This window comes from Streptomyces sp. NPDC018263, assembly GCF_055562575.1.
The window spans coordinates 1-18,228 of record NZ_JBVHFA010000002.1; the positions used below are offsets into that span (position 1 = coordinate 1).

16 protein-coding genes are annotated in these 18,228 nt (G+C 72.4%); 11 read left to right on the forward strand and 5 right to left on the reverse strand.

Annotation, left to right across the window (positions count from 1 at the left end; all coding sequences use genetic code 11):
* The 5 genes from ACZ3HQ_RS04755 to ACZ3HQ_RS04775 form a co-directional block, all read left to right on the forward strand.
* The coding region (locus ACZ3HQ_RS04755) for a flavodoxin/ferredoxin-dependent (E)-4-hydroxy-3-methylbut-2-enyl-diphosphate synthase (protein ID WP_467508022.1) at positions 1-408 on the forward strand (408 nt) is incomplete at its 5' end.
* A gap of 34 nt (positions 409-442) precedes the next feature.
* On the forward strand, positions 443-2,341 hold the full coding sequence (dxs, locus tag ACZ3HQ_RS04760; protein WP_467508024.1) for a 1-deoxy-D-xylulose-5-phosphate synthase: 1,899 nt from the start codon (positions 443-445) through the stop codon (positions 2,339-2,341).
* A complete protein-coding gene (locus ACZ3HQ_RS04765) occupies positions 2,342-3,727 on the forward strand; it encodes an aspartate aminotransferase family protein (RefSeq protein ID WP_467508026.1) in 1,386 nt (461 codons plus the stop codon).
* Positions 3,728-3,802: 75 nt separating this feature from the next.
* Complete coding sequence (locus ACZ3HQ_RS04770; protein WP_467508028.1) at positions 3,803-4,426, forward strand: helix-turn-helix domain-containing protein; 624 nt, start codon at positions 3,803-3,805, stop codon at positions 4,424-4,426.
* Positions 4,423-4,545: a DUF6126 family protein gene (locus ACZ3HQ_RS04775; RefSeq protein WP_391293363.1), complete on the forward strand. Its 123-nt coding sequence runs from the start codon at positions 4,423-4,425 to the stop codon at positions 4,543-4,545. Before ACZ3HQ_RS04770 ends, ACZ3HQ_RS04775 begins: the two co-directional genes overlap by 4 nt.
* A 15-nt stretch (positions 4,546-4,560) precedes the next feature.
* Here the strand turns inward: ACZ3HQ_RS04775 and ACZ3HQ_RS04780 are convergent, their stop codons facing one another.
* A complete protein-coding gene (locus ACZ3HQ_RS04780; RefSeq protein WP_467508030.1) occupies positions 4,561-5,358 on the reverse strand; it encodes a tyrosine-protein phosphatase in 798 nt (265 codons plus the stop codon).
* A gap of 260 nt (positions 5,359-5,618) precedes the next feature.
* On the opposite strand from ACZ3HQ_RS04780, the gene ACZ3HQ_RS04785 reads away from it, so the two are divergent.
* Positions 5,619-6,404, forward strand: a complete 786-nt coding sequence (locus ACZ3HQ_RS04785; protein ID WP_366572586.1) for an SGNH/GDSL hydrolase family protein — start codon at positions 5,619-5,621, stop codon at positions 6,402-6,404.
* A gap of 246 nt (positions 6,405-6,650) precedes the next feature.
* Positions 6,651-7,847, forward strand: a complete 1,197-nt coding sequence (locus ACZ3HQ_RS04790) for an MBL fold metallo-hydrolase (RefSeq protein WP_467508032.1) — start codon at positions 6,651-6,653, stop codon at positions 7,845-7,847.
* A 232-nt stretch (positions 7,848-8,079) separates the two neighbouring features.
* On the opposite strand, the gene ACZ3HQ_RS04795 is transcribed toward ACZ3HQ_RS04790, so the two are convergent.
* Positions 8,080-8,526: an SRPBCC family protein gene (locus tag ACZ3HQ_RS04795; RefSeq protein WP_467508034.1), complete on the reverse strand. Its 447-nt coding sequence runs from the start codon at positions 8,524-8,526 to the stop codon at positions 8,080-8,082.
* Between the two features lie 34 nt (positions 8,527-8,560).
* Complete coding sequence (locus ACZ3HQ_RS04800) at positions 8,561-10,495, reverse strand: hypothetical protein (protein ID WP_467508036.1); 1,935 nt, start codon at positions 10,493-10,495, stop codon at positions 8,561-8,563.
* Positions 10,496-10,955: 460 nt separating this feature from the next.
* On the opposite strand from ACZ3HQ_RS04800, the gene ACZ3HQ_RS04805 reads away from it, so the two are divergent.
* From ACZ3HQ_RS04805 to ACZ3HQ_RS04820, 4 genes are read left to right on the forward strand one after another with little or no spacing between them, the layout of a single operon-like run.
* Complete coding sequence (locus tag ACZ3HQ_RS04805; RefSeq protein WP_467509039.1) at positions 10,956-11,801, forward strand: ABC transporter permease; 846 nt, start codon at positions 10,956-10,958, stop codon at positions 11,799-11,801.
* Between the two features lie 38 nt (positions 11,802-11,839).
* The gene (locus ACZ3HQ_RS04810; RefSeq protein WP_467508038.1) at positions 11,840-12,895 is read left to right on the forward strand and encodes a taurine ABC transporter substrate-binding protein; all 1,056 of its coding nucleotides are present in this window, start codon (positions 11,840-11,842) and stop codon (positions 12,893-12,895) included.
* The gene (locus tag ACZ3HQ_RS04815) at positions 12,882-13,688 is read left to right on the forward strand and encodes an ABC transporter ATP-binding protein (RefSeq protein WP_467508040.1); all 807 of its coding nucleotides are present in this window, start codon (positions 12,882-12,884) and stop codon (positions 13,686-13,688) included. The genes ACZ3HQ_RS04810 and ACZ3HQ_RS04815 overlap by 14 nt, the downstream gene beginning before the upstream one ends.
* 59 nt (positions 13,689-13,747) lie before the next feature.
* Entirely contained in the window at positions 13,748-14,623 is an 876-nt protein-coding gene (locus ACZ3HQ_RS04820) for a TauD/TfdA dioxygenase family protein (protein WP_467508042.1), read from the forward strand.
* A 50-nt stretch (positions 14,624-14,673) separates the two neighbouring features.
* On the opposite strand, the gene ACZ3HQ_RS04825 is transcribed toward ACZ3HQ_RS04820, so the two are convergent.
* Entirely contained in the window at positions 14,674-16,716 is a 2,043-nt protein-coding gene (locus tag ACZ3HQ_RS04825; RefSeq protein WP_467508044.1) for an FAD/NAD(P)-binding protein, read from the reverse strand.
* A complete protein-coding gene (locus ACZ3HQ_RS04830) occupies positions 16,713-17,702 on the reverse strand; it encodes an amino acid ABC transporter permease (RefSeq protein WP_467508046.1) in 990 nt (329 codons plus the stop codon). The genes ACZ3HQ_RS04825 and ACZ3HQ_RS04830 overlap by 4 nt, the downstream gene beginning before the upstream one ends.
* Between the last annotated feature and the right edge of the window lie 526 nt (positions 17,703-18,228).

The following is an 18,228-nucleotide window of genomic DNA, read 5'->3' on the forward strand; positions in this document are numbered from 1 at the left end:
ATCGGCGACACCATCCGCGTCTCCCTGTCGGCGCCCCCGGCGGAGGAGGTCAAGGTGGGTCTGCAGATCCTGGAGTCGCTGAACCTCAAGCAGCGTGGCCTGGAGATCGTGTCCTGCCCCTCCTGCGGGCGGGCCCAGGTGGATGTCTACAAGCTGGCCGAGGAGGTCACGGCGGGCCTGACCGGCATGGAGGTCCCGCTCCGCGTCGCGGTCATGGGCTGTGTGGTGAACGGTCCCGGCGAGGCCCGCGAGGCCGACCTCGGGGTGGCCTCCGGCAACGGCAAGGGGCAGATCTTCGTGAAGGGCGAGGTCATCAAGACCGTCCCGGAATCGAAGATCGTGGAGACCCTCATCGAGGAGGCCATGCGGCTGGCCGAGAAGACCGGCGCCGCGGATCAGGTGAGTTGAGGCAGAGCACGGCACGGACCGAGAGGGGGCCGGCGTGACGATTCTGGAGAGCATCCGGGGACCACGCGACCTGAAGGCGCTGTCACAGGACGACTTGGGCGAACTGTCCGGTGAGGTGCGGGAGTTCCTGGTGGAGGCGGTGTCGAGGACCGGGGGGCACCTCGGCCCCAACCTGGGCGTGGTGGAACTGACCATCGCCCTGCACCGGGTCTTCGAGTCACCGGCCGACCGCATCGTGTGGGACACCGGGCACCAGAGCTATGTGCACAAGCTGCTGACGGGCCGTCAGGACTTCTCCAAGCTGCGCGGCAAGGGCGGCCTGTCCGGCTATCCCTCGCGCGAGGAGTCCGAGCACGACATCGTGGAGAACAGCCACGCCTCCACCTCCCTCGGCTGGGCCGACGGCCTCGCCAAGGCGCACCAGGTGCTCGGGGAGCGGGGGCATGTCGTCGCGGTCATCGGGGACGGCGCGCTGACCGGCGGCATGGCCTGGGAGGCGCTGAACAACATCGCGGCCGCCAGGGACCGCCCGCTGATCATCGTCGTCAACGACAACGAGCGCTCCTACGCGCCCACGATCGGCGGCCTCGCCAACCACCTCGCCACGCTGCGCACCACCGACGGCTACGAGCGGGTCCTCGCCTGGGGCAAGGAGGCGCTCCAGCGCACCCCGCTCGTCGGCGGCCTGCTGTACGAGGCCGCGCACGGCGCCAAGAAGGGGTTCAAGGACGCCTTCGCCCCGCAGGGCATGTTCGAAGACCTGGGGCTGAAGTACGTGGGCCCCATCGACGGCCACGACATCGGCGCCGTCGAGTCCGCGCTGCGCCGGGCCAAGCGGTTCCACGGACCGGTGCTGGTGCACTGCCTCACCGAGAAGGGGCGCGGATACGCGCCGGCCCTGGCGCACGAGGAGGACCACTTCCACACCGTCGGCGTGATGGACCCGCTGACCTGCGCCCCGCTCAGCCCGTCCGGCGGCCCGTCGTGGACCTCGGTGTTCGGCGAGGAGATCGTCCGGATCGGGGAGGAGCGCGAGGACGTCGTCGCCATCACGGCGGCCATGCTGCACCCGGTGGGCCTCGGTCCCTTCGCCGCGCGGTTCCCCGACCGGGTCTGGGACGTCGGGATCGCCGAACAGCACGCGGCCGTCTCCGCGGCGGGCCTGGCCACCGGGGGAGTGCACCCGGTCGTCGCCGTCTACGCGACCTTCCTCAACCGCGCCTTCGACCAACTGCTGATGGACGTGGCCCTGCACCGCTGCGGGGTGACCTTCGTGCTGGACCGCGCCGGGGTCACCGGCGTCGACGGCGCCTCGCACAACGGCATGTGGGACATGTCGATCCTCCAGGTCGTGCCCGGCCTGAGGATCGCCGCCCCGCGCGACGCGGCCCAGCTCCGCGCCCAGTTGCGCGAGGCGGTCGCCGTGGACGACGCGCCCACCCTGGTCCGCTTCCCCAAGGAGTCCGTCGGCCCCGAGATCCCGGCCCTCGGGCACATCGGCGGCATGGACGTCCTCCACCGGGACGACGAGCCGGACGTACTCCTGGTCTCCGCCGGTGTGATGGCGCCGGTCTGCCTCCAGGTCGCCTCGCTGCTCGGGGCGCGGGGAATCAACTGCACGGTGGTGGACCCGCGTTGGGTCAAGCCCGTCGACCCGGCGCTGCCCGGACTGGCCGCCGTCCACCGGCTGGTGGCCGTGGTCGAGGACAACAGCCGTGCGGCGGGCGTGGGTTCGGCCGTGGCGCTGGCCCTAGGGGACGCCGACGTGGACGTGCCCGTACGGCGGTTCGGCATCCCGGACCAGTTCCTCGCGCACGCCAAACGGAGCGAGGTGCTGGCCGACATCGGTCTCACGCCGGTGGAGATCGCCGGACGGATCAGCGCGAGCCTCGCCGTCAAGGACGTCGGCGCACGGCAGAACCAGGAGAGCTGAATGAGCACGGAGTTCGACCTCGAAGCCCTCCTCGCCGCGCGCGGAGCCGAGCGCTACGACCTGCACACGCGCCATCTCAACCCCCAGCTCCCGCGCATGCTGCACACCATCGGCTTCGACAAGGTCTACGAGCGCGCCGAGGGCGCCCACTTCTGGGACGCCGAGGGCAACGACTACCTCGACATGCTCGCCGGGTTCGGCGTGATGGGCCTCGGCCGCCACCACCCGGTCGTCCGCAAGGCCCTGCACGACGTGCTCGACCTGAACCTCGCCGACCTCACCCGCTTCGACTGCCAGCCGCTGCCCGGCCTGCTCGCCGAACGCCTGCTGGCCCACAGCCCGCACCTGGACCGGGTGTTCTTCGGCAACAGCGGCACCGAGGCCGTGGAGACCGCGCTGAAGTTCGCCCGCTTCGCCACCGGCCGCCCCCGCGTCCTCTACTGCGACCACGCCTTCCACGGCCTCACCACCGGCTCCCTGTCGGTCAACGGTGAGAACGGCTTCCGGGACGGATTCGCGCCCCTGCTCCCCGACACCGCCGTACCTCTCGGTGATCTCGACGCCCTGGCGAGGGAGTTGAAGAAGGGCGATGTCGCGGCCCTCATCGTGGAGCCCATCCAGGGCAAGGGTGTGCACGAGGCCCCGCCCGGTTGTCTCCGCGCCGCACAGGAGCTGTTGCACCGGCACAAGGCACTGCTCATCGCCGACGAGGTGCAGACCGGGCTCGGCCGTACCGGTGACTTCTACGCCTACCAGCACGAGGACGGCGTCGAGCCCGACCTGGTGTGCGTCGCCAAGTCGCTCTCCGGCGGCTATGTGCCGGTCAGTGCCACGCTCGGCAAGGACTGGATCTTCAAGAAGGTCTACTCGTCCATGGACCGGGTCCTGGTGCACTCCGCGAGCTTCGGCGCCAACGCCCAGGCCATGGCCGCCGGGCTCGCGGTGCTCTCCGTCATGGAGGACGAGCAGATCGTTGCCCGCGCCCGGACCATGGGCGAGCTGCTGAAGTCCCGGCTGGCCGCGCTCATCGGCACGTACGAGCTGCTGGCCGACGTGCGCGGGCGGGGGCTGATGATCGGCATCGAGTTCGGCCGCCCCGACTCGCTGAAGCTGCGCGGCCGCTGGACCATGCTCCAGGCCGCCCGCAAGGGGCTGTTCGCGCAGATGGTCGTCGTCCCGCTGCTCCAGCGGCACCGGATTCTCACCCAGGTCTCCGGCGACCACCTTGAGGTGATCAAGCTGATCCCGCCGCTGGTGATCGACGAGGCGGACGTGGAGCGGTTCGTGGACGCCTTCACCGCCGTCATGGACGACGCGCACAGCGGCGGCGGCCTGATGTGGGACTTCGGGCGGACGTTGATCAAGCAGGCGGTCGCCGGACGCTGAGGCTCCTCAGCCGCGGATTTTTGCCTCTGAGGCAAGGAAATTGCCCGACAGGCAAAAGTCGGGCTCAATGGAGGCATGAACGCCTCCGAAGCGGCCTCCCCGGCGGGCCAGGGCGACGACCTGCCCGCCGTGGCGCCGCAACTGCGCGCCCTGCGCCGCCGGGCCGGCCTCACCCTGGAGGCCGCGGCCGGGGCCGCCGGGCTCTCCCCGGCGCACCTCTCCCGGCTGGAGACCGGACACCGCCAGCCCTCGCTGCCGATGCTCCTGGCCCTCGCCCGTATCTACGGTACGACGGTCTCCGACCTGCTCGGTGAGACGGCCGCCGACCGGGACGCCATCGTGCGCGCCGCCGACATGGAACCCACCCGCGCCGCCGGCTGGACCTACTTCCAGGCCGGCGCCCCCGGCCGCGGCATGCAGGCCCTGCGGGTACGGGTGCCGTACCGCGCCCAGGGCGACATCGTGCGCGTCCACCCCGGCGAGGAGTGGCTGTACGTCCTCACCGGCCGGCTGCGGCTGCGCCTCGGGGACAGCGCGCATCTGCTCACGCCCGGCGACAGCGCCCACTTCGACTCGCTGACCCCGCACCGCCTCAACGCCGACGACCCCGACGGCGTGGAGCTGCTGTTCGTCCACACCCTGCTGCAGAGCCCCACGGCCACCCTGTGCCTGGGCCATCCGACCGGAGAGCCGTCATGAGTGACATGGAAGAGAAGCTGCCCCGCTCCCTGTGGGTCCGGCTCGTCGTGTACGTCGCCCTCGGCCATGTCCTGGCCGCCTTCCTCTACCTGCTGTTCTCCCTGGGCGCCAAGGGCTGAGGCGCTGCCCTCGGGTCAGTCCACCAGGCGCTCGCGCAGCCGCTCCCGCGCGGCGTCCGACAGCCGCAGCCCCCGCTCCAGGTACGCGTCCACGCCGCCCCAGGTGTCGTCGATGCTGTCGAAGGCCGCCGCCAGGTACTCCGCGCGGGCGTCGAAGAGCGGGCTGAGCAGCTCCATCACCTCGGGCGTGTACGCGCTGGCCTGGTCGCCGCTGCGGCGGACCTTGTAGCGGCGGTGCTTGGCGTTGGACTCCAGGTAGTCGGCGGTGATCGCGTCCCGCTCCACGCCCACCGCCAGCAGCGTCACCGCCACCGAGATGCCCGCCCGGTCCTTGCCGGCCGCGCAGTGCATCAGCGCGGGCACGCTGTCCTCGGCCAGCGCGTGCAGCACGCGGGAGTGCTCGGCGGTGCGCTCGGTGACGATCTTCCGGTACGAGGCGATCATGCGGCCCGCGCCCTTGCCGTCGGACAGGATGTGCCGCAACTGGTCCAGGTCGCCGTCGCGGACCATCCGCCAGAACTCGGCGCCGTCGGCCGGGTCGCTCAGCGGGACGTTCACGTTCCGCACGCCGGGCAGCTCGACGTCGGGGCCCTCCAGGCGCTGGTCGGCCGAGTTGCGGAAGTCGAAGACCGTGTGCAGGCCGAGGGAGGCGAGGTAGGCCGCGTCCTCCTCGGTCGCGTGCGCCAGGTGCCCGCTGCGGAACAGCACCCCGTGCCGTACCTTGCGCCCGTCCACCGTCGGCAGGCCGCCCACGTCACGGAAATTGCGGACGGCGGACAGCTCGGGTTCGGTCGAGGGGACCTGCTGCGTCACGGGTGCTCCTGGAGGCTCCGCCCCGCCACGCGGCTCGTCGACGGGCGCACCGCCGACGATACGACATCGGATTTCCGCCGCTCCGACCCCGTGATCGCCCGTCCAACAGGACTGCGCACAGCGCTATTCCGGGATTGGCAAATTCTTTAAGCGTGGCTTATCTCACCGTTCGTCAACCCCTGCTTACGGTCGCGTAGGTCACATCCCAAGGTGAATCATGGTCCGATGTGGCAGACGATATGGAGAATGACAACAGGACAGTGATCGGGTCGTACGTCGCGGTGGGGGACAGCTTCACCGAAGGCGTCGGCGACCCCGGCCCCGACGGGGCGTTCGTCGGCTGGGCCGACCGGCTCGCGGTACTCCTCGCCGACCGGCGGCCCGAAGGCGACTTCAGATACACCAACCTCGCCGTGCGGGGGAAGCTGCTCGACCAGATCGCGGCGGACCAGGTGCCCAGGGCGGCGGCGCTCGCCCCGGACCTCGTCTCCATCTGCGCCGGAGGCAACGACATCATCCGCCCCGGCACCGACCCCGACGAGACGGCCGAGCGCTTCGAGCGCGCCGTGGCCCAGCTCGCGGCGGGCGCCGGCACCGTGCTGGTGGCGACCGGCTTCGACACCCGCGGCGTCCCGCTGCTCAAGCATCTGCGCGGCAAGATCGCCACGTACAACGGTCATGTACGGGCCATCGCTGACCGGTACAACTGCCCCGTGCTGGACCTGTGGTCCCTGAAGTCCGTGCAGGACCGCCGGGCGTGGGACGGCGACCGGCTGCATCTCTCGCCCGAGGGCCACACCCGGGTCGCGCTGCGCGCGGGCCAGGCGCTGGGGCTGGAGATACCGGCCGACCCCGAGCAGGAGTGGCCGGTACTGCCGCCGCGCGGCACGCTGGAGATCCGGCGCGACGACGTGCACTGGGCGCGTACGCATCTGGTGCCGTGGATCGGGCGCCGGCTGCGCGGCGAGTCCTCCGGGGACCACGTGGTGGCCAAGGGCGCGCTGTCGCCGAGCGACATCCGGATGCGGATCGCCTCGGTGGCGTGAGGTCTGTCGTCGGTGAGGTCTGCCGCCGCCCCCGCACTGTGGGGGCGGCGGTTTCGTCGCCTGGACGTCGTACAGGCGCAACGGGACCGACCCCTCGTGGTGGGGCGGGGCCGGAACACTGTCCGGGAACAGTGAGGGCCGCGTGGGCGTTGGGACTTGTGGCCGGGCAGCCCGGCCCGCGGCGGCTTCGGGCCGCCGCAGTCGCCGTCGACCATGGAGCCCTGAGCGACTCCACCTGGAGGTACCGTGTCCGGTCCGCTTTCCCTGAGCTCCGGGCTCCGCGCGCTACAGCCCGAAGCCTTCGGCGCGGAACCGAGCGGTGAGCGCCTCGCCCGCATCCGGCGCTCCCCGCACTTCAAGGACGGCGTCTTCCAGAACCCCGGCGGCACGGCCCGTACCCGGCCCTCCGGCTCCACGCTGGATCTCGCCAAGGCGTTCTTCGACAAGGACACGCGTCCCGTCCGCGCGCCGCGGGGCACGATCCCGGTGCATCCGACCACGGTGGCCGATCTGGCCAAACCGCCGGTGAGCGGCCTGCGGGTGACATGGCTCGGACATTCCAGTGTGCTGGTGGAGATCGACGGGCGCCGGGTGCTGTTCGACCCGGTCTGGGGTGAGCGGTGCTCACCGTTCCCCTTCGCCGGGCCCAAGCGGCTGCACCCCGCCCCGCTGCCGCTGGCCGCGCTCGGCCCGGTCGACGTGGTGGTCATCTCCCACGACCACTACGACCACCTGGACCTGCCCACCATCAAGGCGCTGGCCGGCACCGACACCCTGTTCGCCGTCCCGCTGGGCGTGGGCGCGCACCTCGAACACTGGGGGGTGTCCCCGGACCGGCTGCGCGAGCTGGACTGGCACGAGTCCACCGAGGTCGGCGGGGTGCGGCTCACCGCGACCCCGGCCCGCCACTTCTGCGGCCGCGGCCTGCGCAACACCCAGCACACCCTGTGGGCCTCCTGGGTCGTCGCGGGCGAGCGGCACCGCGTCTACCACAGCGGCGACACCGGCTACTTCGACGGCTTCAAGGACATCGGCGCGGCCCACGGCCCGTTCGACGTCACCATGATCCAGATCGGCGCGTACAGCCCCTACTGGCCCGACATCCACATGACCCCCGAGGAAGGCGTCCGCGCCCACCTCGACCTCCAGTCCGACACCCCCCACGGCGTCCTCCTCCCCATCCACTGGGGCACCTTCAACCTGGCGATGCACGCGTGGGCGGAACCGGGTGAGTGGACGAAGGACGCGGGCGAGGCGGTCGGCCAGGTCGTCGCCTCCCCCCGCCCGGGCGAGCCCTTCGAGCCGGGCGACCGGGTGCCGTCCGACGCGTGGTGGCGGTCGGTGTCGGGGCCGATCGCCCACCCGTGGCGCGGCCCACGAGCGGTCGTGCCGGCCGGCGCACCGGAGCGGAGCGACGATCTCGACCGCGTGGGCGACGTGTGACGTCGCATGTGAGCTGACACAGAGTCTGCCGCTCCCCGGAGCGCCCCTCTCGGGTTGTTCGCCGTTCGCATGCGCATCCGCGCCGCGCTGAGCCGGCGAGAGAGGGTCGGCCGGGCAGCGGCGGCTGCGCTGCCCGGAGTTGCCCAGTACGACTGCTGACCGTGGAAGGGCTCAGTCAGCCGCGCAACCGGGTCGAGGCTGATCCGTCCGAGGTGGAACTTCACCATCCACCTCAACTCGGCGGCACCGCCGACTCGATGGCCTTAGGCATGGTGTGGGTGATCTTGTCGCCGAGGCGTTCGAACTCGTTGCGGAGGAAGGGGTCGGCGAGGCGGGCCAGGCCGTGGAACCGGATGGTGGCGTCGTAGGTGATCTCGGTGCCCTCGGGGGTGGGGCGGAGGGTGATGTCGTCGGTGGAGGTGGCCGTCTTGTTGGTGCCGATGAAGGTGAGGCGGTCCTCGGAGCGATGGTCGAGGCGGTACTCGAGTTCGGTGCTCCGGCCTCGGAACTCGGAGACGTTGTGCCAGGTGGCGCCCTCGGTGGGGGTGCCGGTGCCGTTCGTGCGGTCGCACTCCTGGGTGCCGGGATCCCAGTCCACGGCGTGGGCGAAGTCCGCCAGGTAGGCGTTCACCGCGGGCAGGGGGCGGGGGACGGTGAAGGAACGTCGGACGTGGACCATGGTCGATCTCCCGGGGTCGGGCAGCGGGTCGCCGCTACGGCCGGGTACCCCCGGACGGCCCGGAACCGACCTCCGGCAGCCTCTCGCCCGAGGTCAGGCGGGCCCGGACCCTCGCGGAGGCGTCCTTGGGTGCCCGGACCGCCAGGGTGTGCCCGCTCCGGGTGGCCGACACCTCGCCGGTGAGGGTGAGCGAGGTGACGGCGCGGCTGCCCGCCGCCAGCACGTACCAGTGGCCGCGCGGGGACCTCCAGTGCGTGGCGGCGACGACATGTCGGCCGAACCTGCTGCACGCGGCCGTCGACCGCACCCGCGTCACCACCTGCGCCTTCTCGCCCGGCCGGCGCAGCGAGACGGTGATGTTGCCCGGACCCTGCCAGGTGTCCGCCCGCGCGCACGTCCACACCGCGTGGCCCCCGCCGTCCGGGAGGTTCTGCTCGGCGAAGTCCCAGGCGTTGACCGCCCGTACCCCCGAGCCGCCCGCCGAGTCCAGGTCGCAGCCGGTCTGCCCCCAGGCCCGCAGCGCGGCGGGACCGGTCGCCTCGCGCGGCTGGCGGGCGGGCGGTGAGCCGTGGCCCGGCAGGGGGGTGTACGTCAGGTGCGCGAGCGTGAGTCCGCCGAGGTCGGCCAGGAGGAACGCGTGGTGCTCGGCGATCGCCGGGGACGACCGCAATTGCAGCGCCGGGCGCCGTCCGCAGCCGCCGCCCGTCCACCGGGGCACCGGTGCGGTGACCCCGTCCCACGCCACGGAGAGCGGCCGCGCGGGAGAGTCCGGCCGGGTCAGATCGCGCACCGAGGACTCCGTCACCCACGGCGCCAGCAGATACCGCACCGCGCCGCCCCGCTCCTCCAGCACCACGGCCGCGGCCGTCGTCACGTCGGCGTCGTCCACGCGGGCCAGCGCGAGCCGCTCACCGGTGCCCGACTCGCCGTACCGCACGAGGCGTTGGCCGTCGTGGAAGACCACCACCGCGTGCCCGCTCACCGACCCGGCGTACAGCAGGCGCGGGGCGCGCGGCGGGGGATCGGCCGGGGTGCCCGGGGCGCGGTCGACCCGCGTACCGGACGGCGGGTCGGCCCAGACGGCCAGCGCCCGGTCCAGCAGCGCGCGGTCGCGCACCCGGTCCCCGCGCGCGGGCCAGGCGGTGAAGTCCACCCGCGAGGTGTCCGCCCACTCGGCCGGCCCGACCCGGACGAGATCGGCGGACCGGGGCTTGAGCGCGTACGACCCCGGCGTGTCCGGCGCCGAGTGCCGGACGGCGGCCAGTCCGCCCACCGCGAGGGCGCCCGCCAGGACGGCGAGCGCGGCCAGGCGCGCCCGGCGCCGGCGGCGGACCAGGTCGGTGGGGTGGGCGCGCAGGGTGCAGGCGTCGAACTCGTCCGAGGTGAGCACCGCCGCCGCGGTCGCCCCCAGCGAGGTGTCGAGCCGGGCCGCGTCCCGTACCGCCACCTGCGCCCCGTCCACCCCGGCCGCCTCCAGGACACCGCGCGCGTGGTCGGCCGTGAGGCCCTCCACGCGGAGCAGGACGAAAGCGGCGCGGGCCGGGGCGGAGAGGTCGGAGAGGGCCTGGCCGAGCGCCATCTCCTCGGCCCCACCCGAACGCGGCGCCAGCCGCAGCCCCAGCACCACGGGCAGCCGGGGCACCAGCAGCCTGGGCGGCCGGGCCCCCTCGGGCCACAGCCGGGGCCGCCGGCACTGGGCCAGCGCCCCGCGCACCACCGCCACCCGCAGCGACCGGTCCCGGTCGGCCTTTGGCGCGCGGGGCGCCGGTACGGCGGGCGTGGCGTCGGGCAGGCTGCGCTGCACCAGCGAGTGCGCGGCGAGCACCCGGCGGTGCCGGCCGAGGGAGGCCGGAAGGACGAGGTAGGCGAGGCGGACCAGCTCCGCGTACCGCTCGCCGAGTCTGCGCTCGGCGTGCAGCAGGCGGCTGCGCGAACCGTGCGGGGAACGGCTGAGCGAGGACAGGACCATCGGGCGACTGCCTTCCACGACCGGGGGCGGGCGGAGCTGGTGCTACGGCAAACGAGTGAAAGCCGCTCGGGTCACCGGGCGGTTCGGCGCCCTGTCCAGTCAGAACGTTTCTCCCGGCGCCCTCTCGCGCCACCCGTCCCGCCCTGTGGTCCACTTCGTGGACACCTCTTGGTGGTGAGCCCCGGCTGGGGTAGAAAAGGGCCCCATGAATCCCATGCCGCTGGTGCGACGCCTGGTCATCGACCTGTGCCGACGCCCGGCCGCGTGTTGTCGCTGACCGCCGCTGTCCGCGCGTTTTACGACGGTCCGCTCCGCCCGGTGAGGTAACCCGGCGCGGTTTCCAGCGAGTTGTGGCTCGCAGGACCGGTCTCTCCCGCTGTGCAGGCGGCACTTCGCTGTCCCCGCTTACTCGCACCGCCGCTGTTACGAGGCCCCCTGGAGGCCGCCCGTGTCCCTTTCCCTGCGCCCGGAGAAGGCCGACCCGCTCCCGGCCGCCGCCGCGCCCCGACCCCGCCGCGCCTCAACAGCCTTGCGGCGTACGGCACTTCCCCTCGGCTCTCTCGTCCTGTTCCTGCTCCTGTGGCAACTCCTCGCGGTGAGCGGCACCTGGAGCGAGACACTGGTGCCGCCGCCGGCCAGGGTGTGGCGGGCCTTCATCGACGTGTCGACCACGCACGACGGCGTCCGGGGCTACAACGGCACCTATCTCATCGAGCACTTGGGCATCAGCCTGCGCCGCATCGCGTTCGGCGCCGGTATCGGCATCGCCGCCGGAGTGGTGTTCGGGCTGATGATGGGCACCGTCGGATGGGTGCGCTCGCTGTTCGAGCCCTGGATCACCTTCCTGCGGACGCTGCCCCCGCTGGCGTACTTCTCCCTGCTGATCATCTGGCTCGGCATCAACGAGGAGCCGAAGATCACCCTGTTGGCCGTGGCCGCGTTCCCGCCGGTCGCCGTCTCCACCACCACGGCCGTGGCCGCCGTGCCCAAGGCACTCACCGAGGCCGCCCGCGCGCTCGGCGCCTCCCGCTGGGACGTCGTACGGGACGTGGTGATCCCCTCCGCCCTCCCCGAGACGCTGACCGGCGTCCGGCTGGCCGTCGGGGTCGCCTACTCCTCCCTGGTGGCGGCCGAGTTGGTCAACGGCCTGCCCGGCATCGGCGGCATGGTCAAGGACGCCGCCAACTACAACAACACCCCGGTCGTACTCGTCGGCATCATCGCCATCGGCATCTCCGGCCTGATCATCGACGGCCTGCTGCTGCGCCTGGAGCGGGCCGTCGTGCCCTGGCGCGGCCGCACCTGAGACGTTCCTCCAACTCCCGCTACAGAAACGGCACTTCCATGTCCCACGCCCCGCACCGCCCGTCCCGCCGCCAGATGCTCGCGGGTGCGCTCGCCGTCGCCGCCACCGCCGCGGTCACCGGCTGCTCCACGGACAGCTCCGCCTCGGCTTCCGGCTCCGGGAAACGGCTGCGCATCGGCTACTTCGCCTTTCCCAGCGGCGACTTGATCGTCAAGAACAGAAAGCTGCTGGAGAAGGCGCTGCCGGACCACACCATCACCTGGATCAAGTTCGACTCCGGTGCCGGCGTCAACCAGGCGTTCCTCGGCAAGTCCCTCGACATCGCCGCGCTCGGGTCGAGCCCGTTCGCGCGCGGGATATCCGGACCGTCGCCGATCCCGTACAAGGTCGCCTGGATTCTCGACGTGGCGGGGGAGAACGAGGCGCTGGTGGCGCGGAAGAGCACCGGGGTCTCCGATGTGGCCGGGCTGAAGGGGCGCACGATCGCCACGCCGTTCGCGTCGACCTCGCACTACAGCCTGCTGGCCGCGCTGGACAGGGCCGGGCTGAAGCCGTCCGACGTCAAGCTGATCGACCTCCAGCCGCAGGCGATCCTCGCGGCCTGGCAGCGGGGGGACATCGACGCCGCGTACGTCTGGCTGCCCACGCTGGACGAGCTGCGCAAGACGGGGAAGCAGCTCACCAGCAGCAAGCAGGTGGCCGGTGCGGGCAAGCCGACGCTGGACCTCGCCGTCGTCTCGGACGAGCTGATCGCCCGCGACCCCAAGGCGATCGACGCCTGGCGCAAGGCCGAGGCCGAGGCGCTGCGGCTGCTGAAGTCCGACCACGAGGGCTCGGTGAAGGCGGTCGCGGCCGAGCTGAACATCAGCGCCGCCGACGCCCGGGCCCAGCTCGCGCAGGGCGTGTTCCTCACCCCCGAGCAGGTGACCTCGGCCGAGTGGCTGGGCACCGACGGCAGGCCCGGCAAGCTGCTGACCTACGTCGGCGACACCGGTCGCTTCCTGGCCGGCCAGAAGCAGATCGACGCGGCGCCCTCCGCGACCTCCGTCGAGAAGGCGTTCTACCTCAAGGGGCTGCCCGATGTCCTCAAGTGAGCTGGTGAAAACAGAAGTCGCCGCACGCGAGGTCGAGAACGGCGCCGTCCGGCTCGACCACGTCACCCATCGGTACGGTGCCGTGACCGCCGTCGGTCCGGTCGATCTCACCGTGCCCACCGGGGAGTTCCTCGTCCTGGTCGGCGCCTCCGGATGCGGCAAGAGCACCCTGCTGCGGCTGATCGCCGGGTTCGAGCGGCCCACCGAGGGCACCGTGCGGGTCTTGGGCACCGATCCCCGCCCCGGCGACACGGCGGGCGTGGTGTTCCAGACGCCGAGGCTCTTCCCATGGCGCACCGTACGCGGGAACCTCGATCTGGCCCTGCGGTACGCGGGTGTCGACCGTGCCCAATGGCCCGAGCGGCGGGCCGAGTTGCTGGCGCGGGTCAGCCTGGAGGGCACCGAGGCGCGCCGGGTCTGGGAGATCTCCGGCGGCCAGCAGCAGCGCGTCGCCATCGCCCGCGCGCTCGCCGCCGAGAACCCGCTGCTGCTGCTCGACGAGCCGTTCGCGGCGCTGGACGCGCTCACCCGCGAACGGCTCCAGGAGGACGTGCGCCGGATGGCCGCCCAGGCAGGGCGCACCACGGTGTTCGTCACGCACTCGGCCGAGGAGGCCGTGTTCCTCGGCTCCCGCATCGTGGTGCTGACCAGGAGCCCGGGGACCGTCGCCCTCGACCTGCCGATCACCCTGCCGCGCGGCGACGTGGACGCCGAAGGGCTGCGCGGCTCACCGGAGTTCGGGGAACTGCGCGCCGAGGTCGCGCACGCCGTGAAGAGCGCCGCCGCGGCCTGACCGCTGCACTGAGAGAAGACCCAGGTCCCGGACGGGACCGTACCGGAAAGGACACCCGTATGAGCATCCTCAGCGACCGGCCCGTGGCGACGCGGCTGCCGCTCACCGAACTGGGCCCGAACATCGGCGCCGAGATCGACGGCATCGAGCTGGCCCGCCTGGACGACGACGGCGTGCTCGCGCTGCGCGAGGCCCTGGTGCGCCACAAGGTCCTCTTCGTGCGGGGACAGCACCGGCTGGACGACGCCGGGCAGATCGAGCTGGGCCGCCGGCTCGGCGAGGTCACGGTCGGGCACCCGGTGCACGACTCCGGCGACGTGGCGCCCGAGGTGTACTCGCTCGACAGCCAGGACAACGGCTTCGCCGACGTGTGGCACACGGACGTCACCTTCGTGCCGCGCCCGCCCGCCATCTCGGTGCTGCGCGCGGTGGTGCTGCCGCCCACGGGGGGCGACACCAACTGGGCCGACAGCCAGGCCGCGTACGAGTCGCTGTCGCCGGGGCTGCGGGCGCACATCGACACCCTCACCGCCGTGCACGACGGGTCCCGAGAGTTCGGGTACTACCTCGCCCAGCGCCGGCAGGGGAAGGGCAACCTGTGGGAAGGCGAGGTGTTCACGCAGCTCACGCCGGTCGAGCACCCGGTGGTGCGGGTGCACCCGGAGAGCGGGCGCAAGGGGCTGTTCGTGAACCCCGGCTTCACCTCGCACATCACCGGCGTCTCCGAGCACGAGAGCCGGGGGCTGCTGGACATTCTCTACGCACACCTCACCAAGCCGGAACATGTGGTCCGGCACCGCTGGCAGCCGGGCGATGTGGCCCTGTGGGACAACCGCAGCACCTCGCACTACGCCAACCGCGACTACGGCGACCAGCACCGGGTGATGCACCGGATCACCCTGCGCGGCGACATTCCGGTGGGGCCGCAGGTGTAGGCAGCTATGGAGGGGCTGTCCGGTCACCGTCCGGGCAGCCCCCTCGTACGTCAGCCCCCGACCCGCGCGCGGTCGGCCGGGCCCGGCACATGTGGCTCCGGCACGTGTGCCCCTCGCACATGTGGCTCCGGCCCATGTGGCCCTCGCACATGTGGCTCCGGCACATGTGGCTCCGGTTCGGCGTCCAGCGCCCGCAGCACCGCCCGGGCCACCGTGTCGTTCTGCCGGAAGGCCGGCGCGTCGGTGCGGGGGCGGGCGAAGGCGGCGATGGCCCGGCTGTCGGTGGGGGCGCCCAGGGCGATACGGCGCGGGTGCGGGCGGCCCAGACCGGGGTCGATCAGGTGGCCGTCTGCGGGGGAGACGGTGATTCGCCCGGACCGGTGCCGGTATGTGCCGTCGGCCACCACCTCCTCCGCCAGCGCGCCGGTGTGGTGCAGGTGCCGCAGCAGCGGGTCCTCGGTGCGGTCCAGGTTCGGACCCGGCAGATACGCCTCGATCAGGGCGGTCGCGTGCACGGTGTGTCCCGGCACCGTGGGACTCGTCGCCGTGAAGGTGCCCGTGGCCTCGTCCGTACCGACCCTGATGTCGGCGCCGAGGAAGCGCACCACACCGGCGCGGGACAGCGCGTCCAGCTCGCGCAGCCGGAAGCCGGGCGGCCCGGAGGCGAGGAAGCTGAAGAACCCGTGCCACCAGCCGTCCAGCCCGTCCGCCAGCGAGCGTGCCGTCAGCCGTCCGGAGGCGACCAGGCCGGGCAGTTGGCCGTATATCGAGAGCAGCGCGAGGAACGCGCCGAGGTCGGCGCTGTGCTCCGGGTCCTCGCGGCGGGCCAGGTCCTTGCGGGCGTAGGCGCGCAGGTGCTCCTGGAAGGCGTCCGGGGTGTCGAAGACGAGTCCGTCCAGCGGCCGGTCCAGGGCCTCGAAGTCCAGCCGGTCGGCCGGGTCGGGCACGGCGGTGGCGACCAGCCCGGCCAACTGGGCCGAGTACCAGTCGAATCGGTCGTAGGCGGCCAGGAACTCCGGCCAGGGCATCGCGGTGCGCTCGGGGTGGGCGTGGAACAGCTCGTGGTAGTGGCCGAATCCGATCTCCTTGGCCATCAGCGGCCACACATCGCGCCGCAGGTCCAGCGGGCCGCCCCCGGCGGCCAGCGCGTCGACCGCCTCCGGGCCGAAGTGGCGGGGGAGCGGCGGCCGGGGTCCCCGGAGCCGGTAGCCGGTCTTGGCGTGGTAGGGCACCCCGCGCCGCGAGCCGACGTGCAGCAGGGGTTCGCGGCCCGAGGGCAGGTAGGTCAGCGTGCCGTCCGGTTCGGTGCGGTAGGCGCCGCCCCGGCCCTCGGTGAACAGCACCATCAGGTCGATGAACGCCAGCCCGAAGCCGCGCAGCACGACCTCCTCACCGGGCCGCAGGCCGGACAGGTCGGCGTCGGCGGAGAAGGCGGGCGGCAGATGGAAGCGCCCGTGCCGGCGGGCGAAATCGGCGTGAACCCGGTGCGCCGGGGCGGGAGTCGAGCCCAGATGGCCCTGGGTCAGTATCACCAGGTCGGCGCGGAGCGGGTCGCTCCGCCCGGCCAGGCGGACCTCCTGGGGGCCGTCCGCAGGACCGGTGACCGAGGTCGCGGTGGTGCGGTGCCACTCGACGGTCACCGAGGGCGGCAGATCGGCCAGCGCGCGCCGGAACACCCAGTGCAGATAGGCGCTTTGGGCGCGCCGGGTCGGGAAGTCGGCCGGGCCCAGGGCGCGGAGCTCGGCGAGCACCTCCGGGTCGGCAGGTTCCGCGTACGGGGTGAAGCGCGGGGCGTCCGGCGCGGCGAACTGGGCCGCCCACTCGGCCAGCGACGGGCCGGGGCGCACCGGGCCGTCCACGGTGGAGGTCTCGTCGGTGAACATGGTGACGTCCTCGGCCATGGAGTTCATCCGCAACAGCGGCGACTGCTCCTCCCGCCAGACCCGGCCCGGACCGGGCGGATGGGGGTCCACCAGATGGACGCGCAACTCGTGTGCACCGGACCAGAGTTCGGGCGCGTTGGCGCCGATGCGCTCCAGCAGCCCGGTGGCGCGCGGTCCCGCGCCGACGACGACCAGGGTGCGCGCGCTCACCGGTCACCCCCGGTGGAGGGGCGGCGGGTGCGGGCGCGCAGCACGGTGAGCCAGGGTCCGAGCCGGGCGAGCGGAGTGGGCGCCAGGGCGCGGGCGGCGCCCCGGCCGTAGTACCGCTCGACGTGGTACTGGCCCACGCTGAGCACCGACGTCACCGCGATGTACCAGACGGTGGCGACCAGCAGCAGAGGGATGACCTGGTAGGTCCGGTTGTAGATCAACTGGACGGAGAACAACAGGTCGTGCACGGCCAGCACGCTGACGATGCTGGTGCCCTTCAGGGTGCCGATCAGCATGTTCCCGGCCGTCGGCACGATGGAGCGCATCGCCTGGGGTACGACGATCCGGCGCAGGGTGCGCCATCTGCCGAGACCCAGCGCCTGCGCCGCCTCGGTCTGTCCGGCGTCCACGGAGAGGATGCCGCCCCGGACCACCTCGGCCGCGTACGCCGTCTCGTGCAGGGTGAGGCCGATCAGCGCGGTCAGGGTCGGGCCGAGCAGGTTCACCGTCTTGACGGTGACGAACTCGGGGCCGAACGGGATGCCGACGCCGAGCGTCGGGTACAGCGCGCCGATGTTGAACCAGAACAGCAACTGCACCAGCAGCGGCGTCGAGCGGAAGATCCACACATAGCCCCAGCTCAGCGTGCGCAGCACCGGGTTGGCGGAGAGGCGGAGCACCGCGATACCGGTGCCGAGCAGGAACGCCAGCACCATCACGGCGGCCGTCAGCCACAGGGTGAGCAGCAGCCCGTCCAGCACGGCGGCGGTGGTGAAGTACTGCCCCACCACCTGCCACTGGAAGGCGTCGTTGCGCACCACGGAGTTGAGCACCATGGCCAGGACCAGCAGCGCGACCGCCGCGGCGATCCAGCGGCCGAGGTGCCGGCGCGGCACGATCCGGGGCAGCTCGGTGTCGTCGGAGGGCGGCGCGTCAGCCGGGGGCTTCAGCAGAGAAGGGGAGGTGACGTCGGAAGGCGTGGCCATCGGTAGACGCTCCGGGGAGGGAGGTGCGGACGTGGGCGACCGTCCGGTGGCACTCGTACTGGCGTACGGTGCGGCCGGTGGCCTGCGTCGTCACGTGCCGCGTCCCTCAACGCGACCGAAGGAGCCCGCCGCGTGGCAGGCCCGTCCGCCGTCGATCGTATGGGTGTACCGCACATGTCTGTCAACCACACCTGAGGCAACGACACCGGGCACTCGGTCGGTTGTGGTCCGACATGCGGTCATGGGTTGACGAAAAGCGAGATGCGCTGCTCAATTGACCGCATGGATGCCCAGCAGCGCTTGGTCACGCGCGATCACATCGACTTCGGTCGAGTGTGGTCGTCCTCGTGTTGCGCCTGACTCGGCAGCGGGCCGTCTGACCGGCCCTTTCCCTCCGCCGGCGCAACCCCCGGCGCGGGCCGATGCCCACCCCCTCCGCGCGCTGCCGCCGCACCGTTCCACCCGACGCCCGTCGTCGTCACGCCGCGTTTCCCACGTCACCCCATTTCTGCCGGAAATGTTCTGA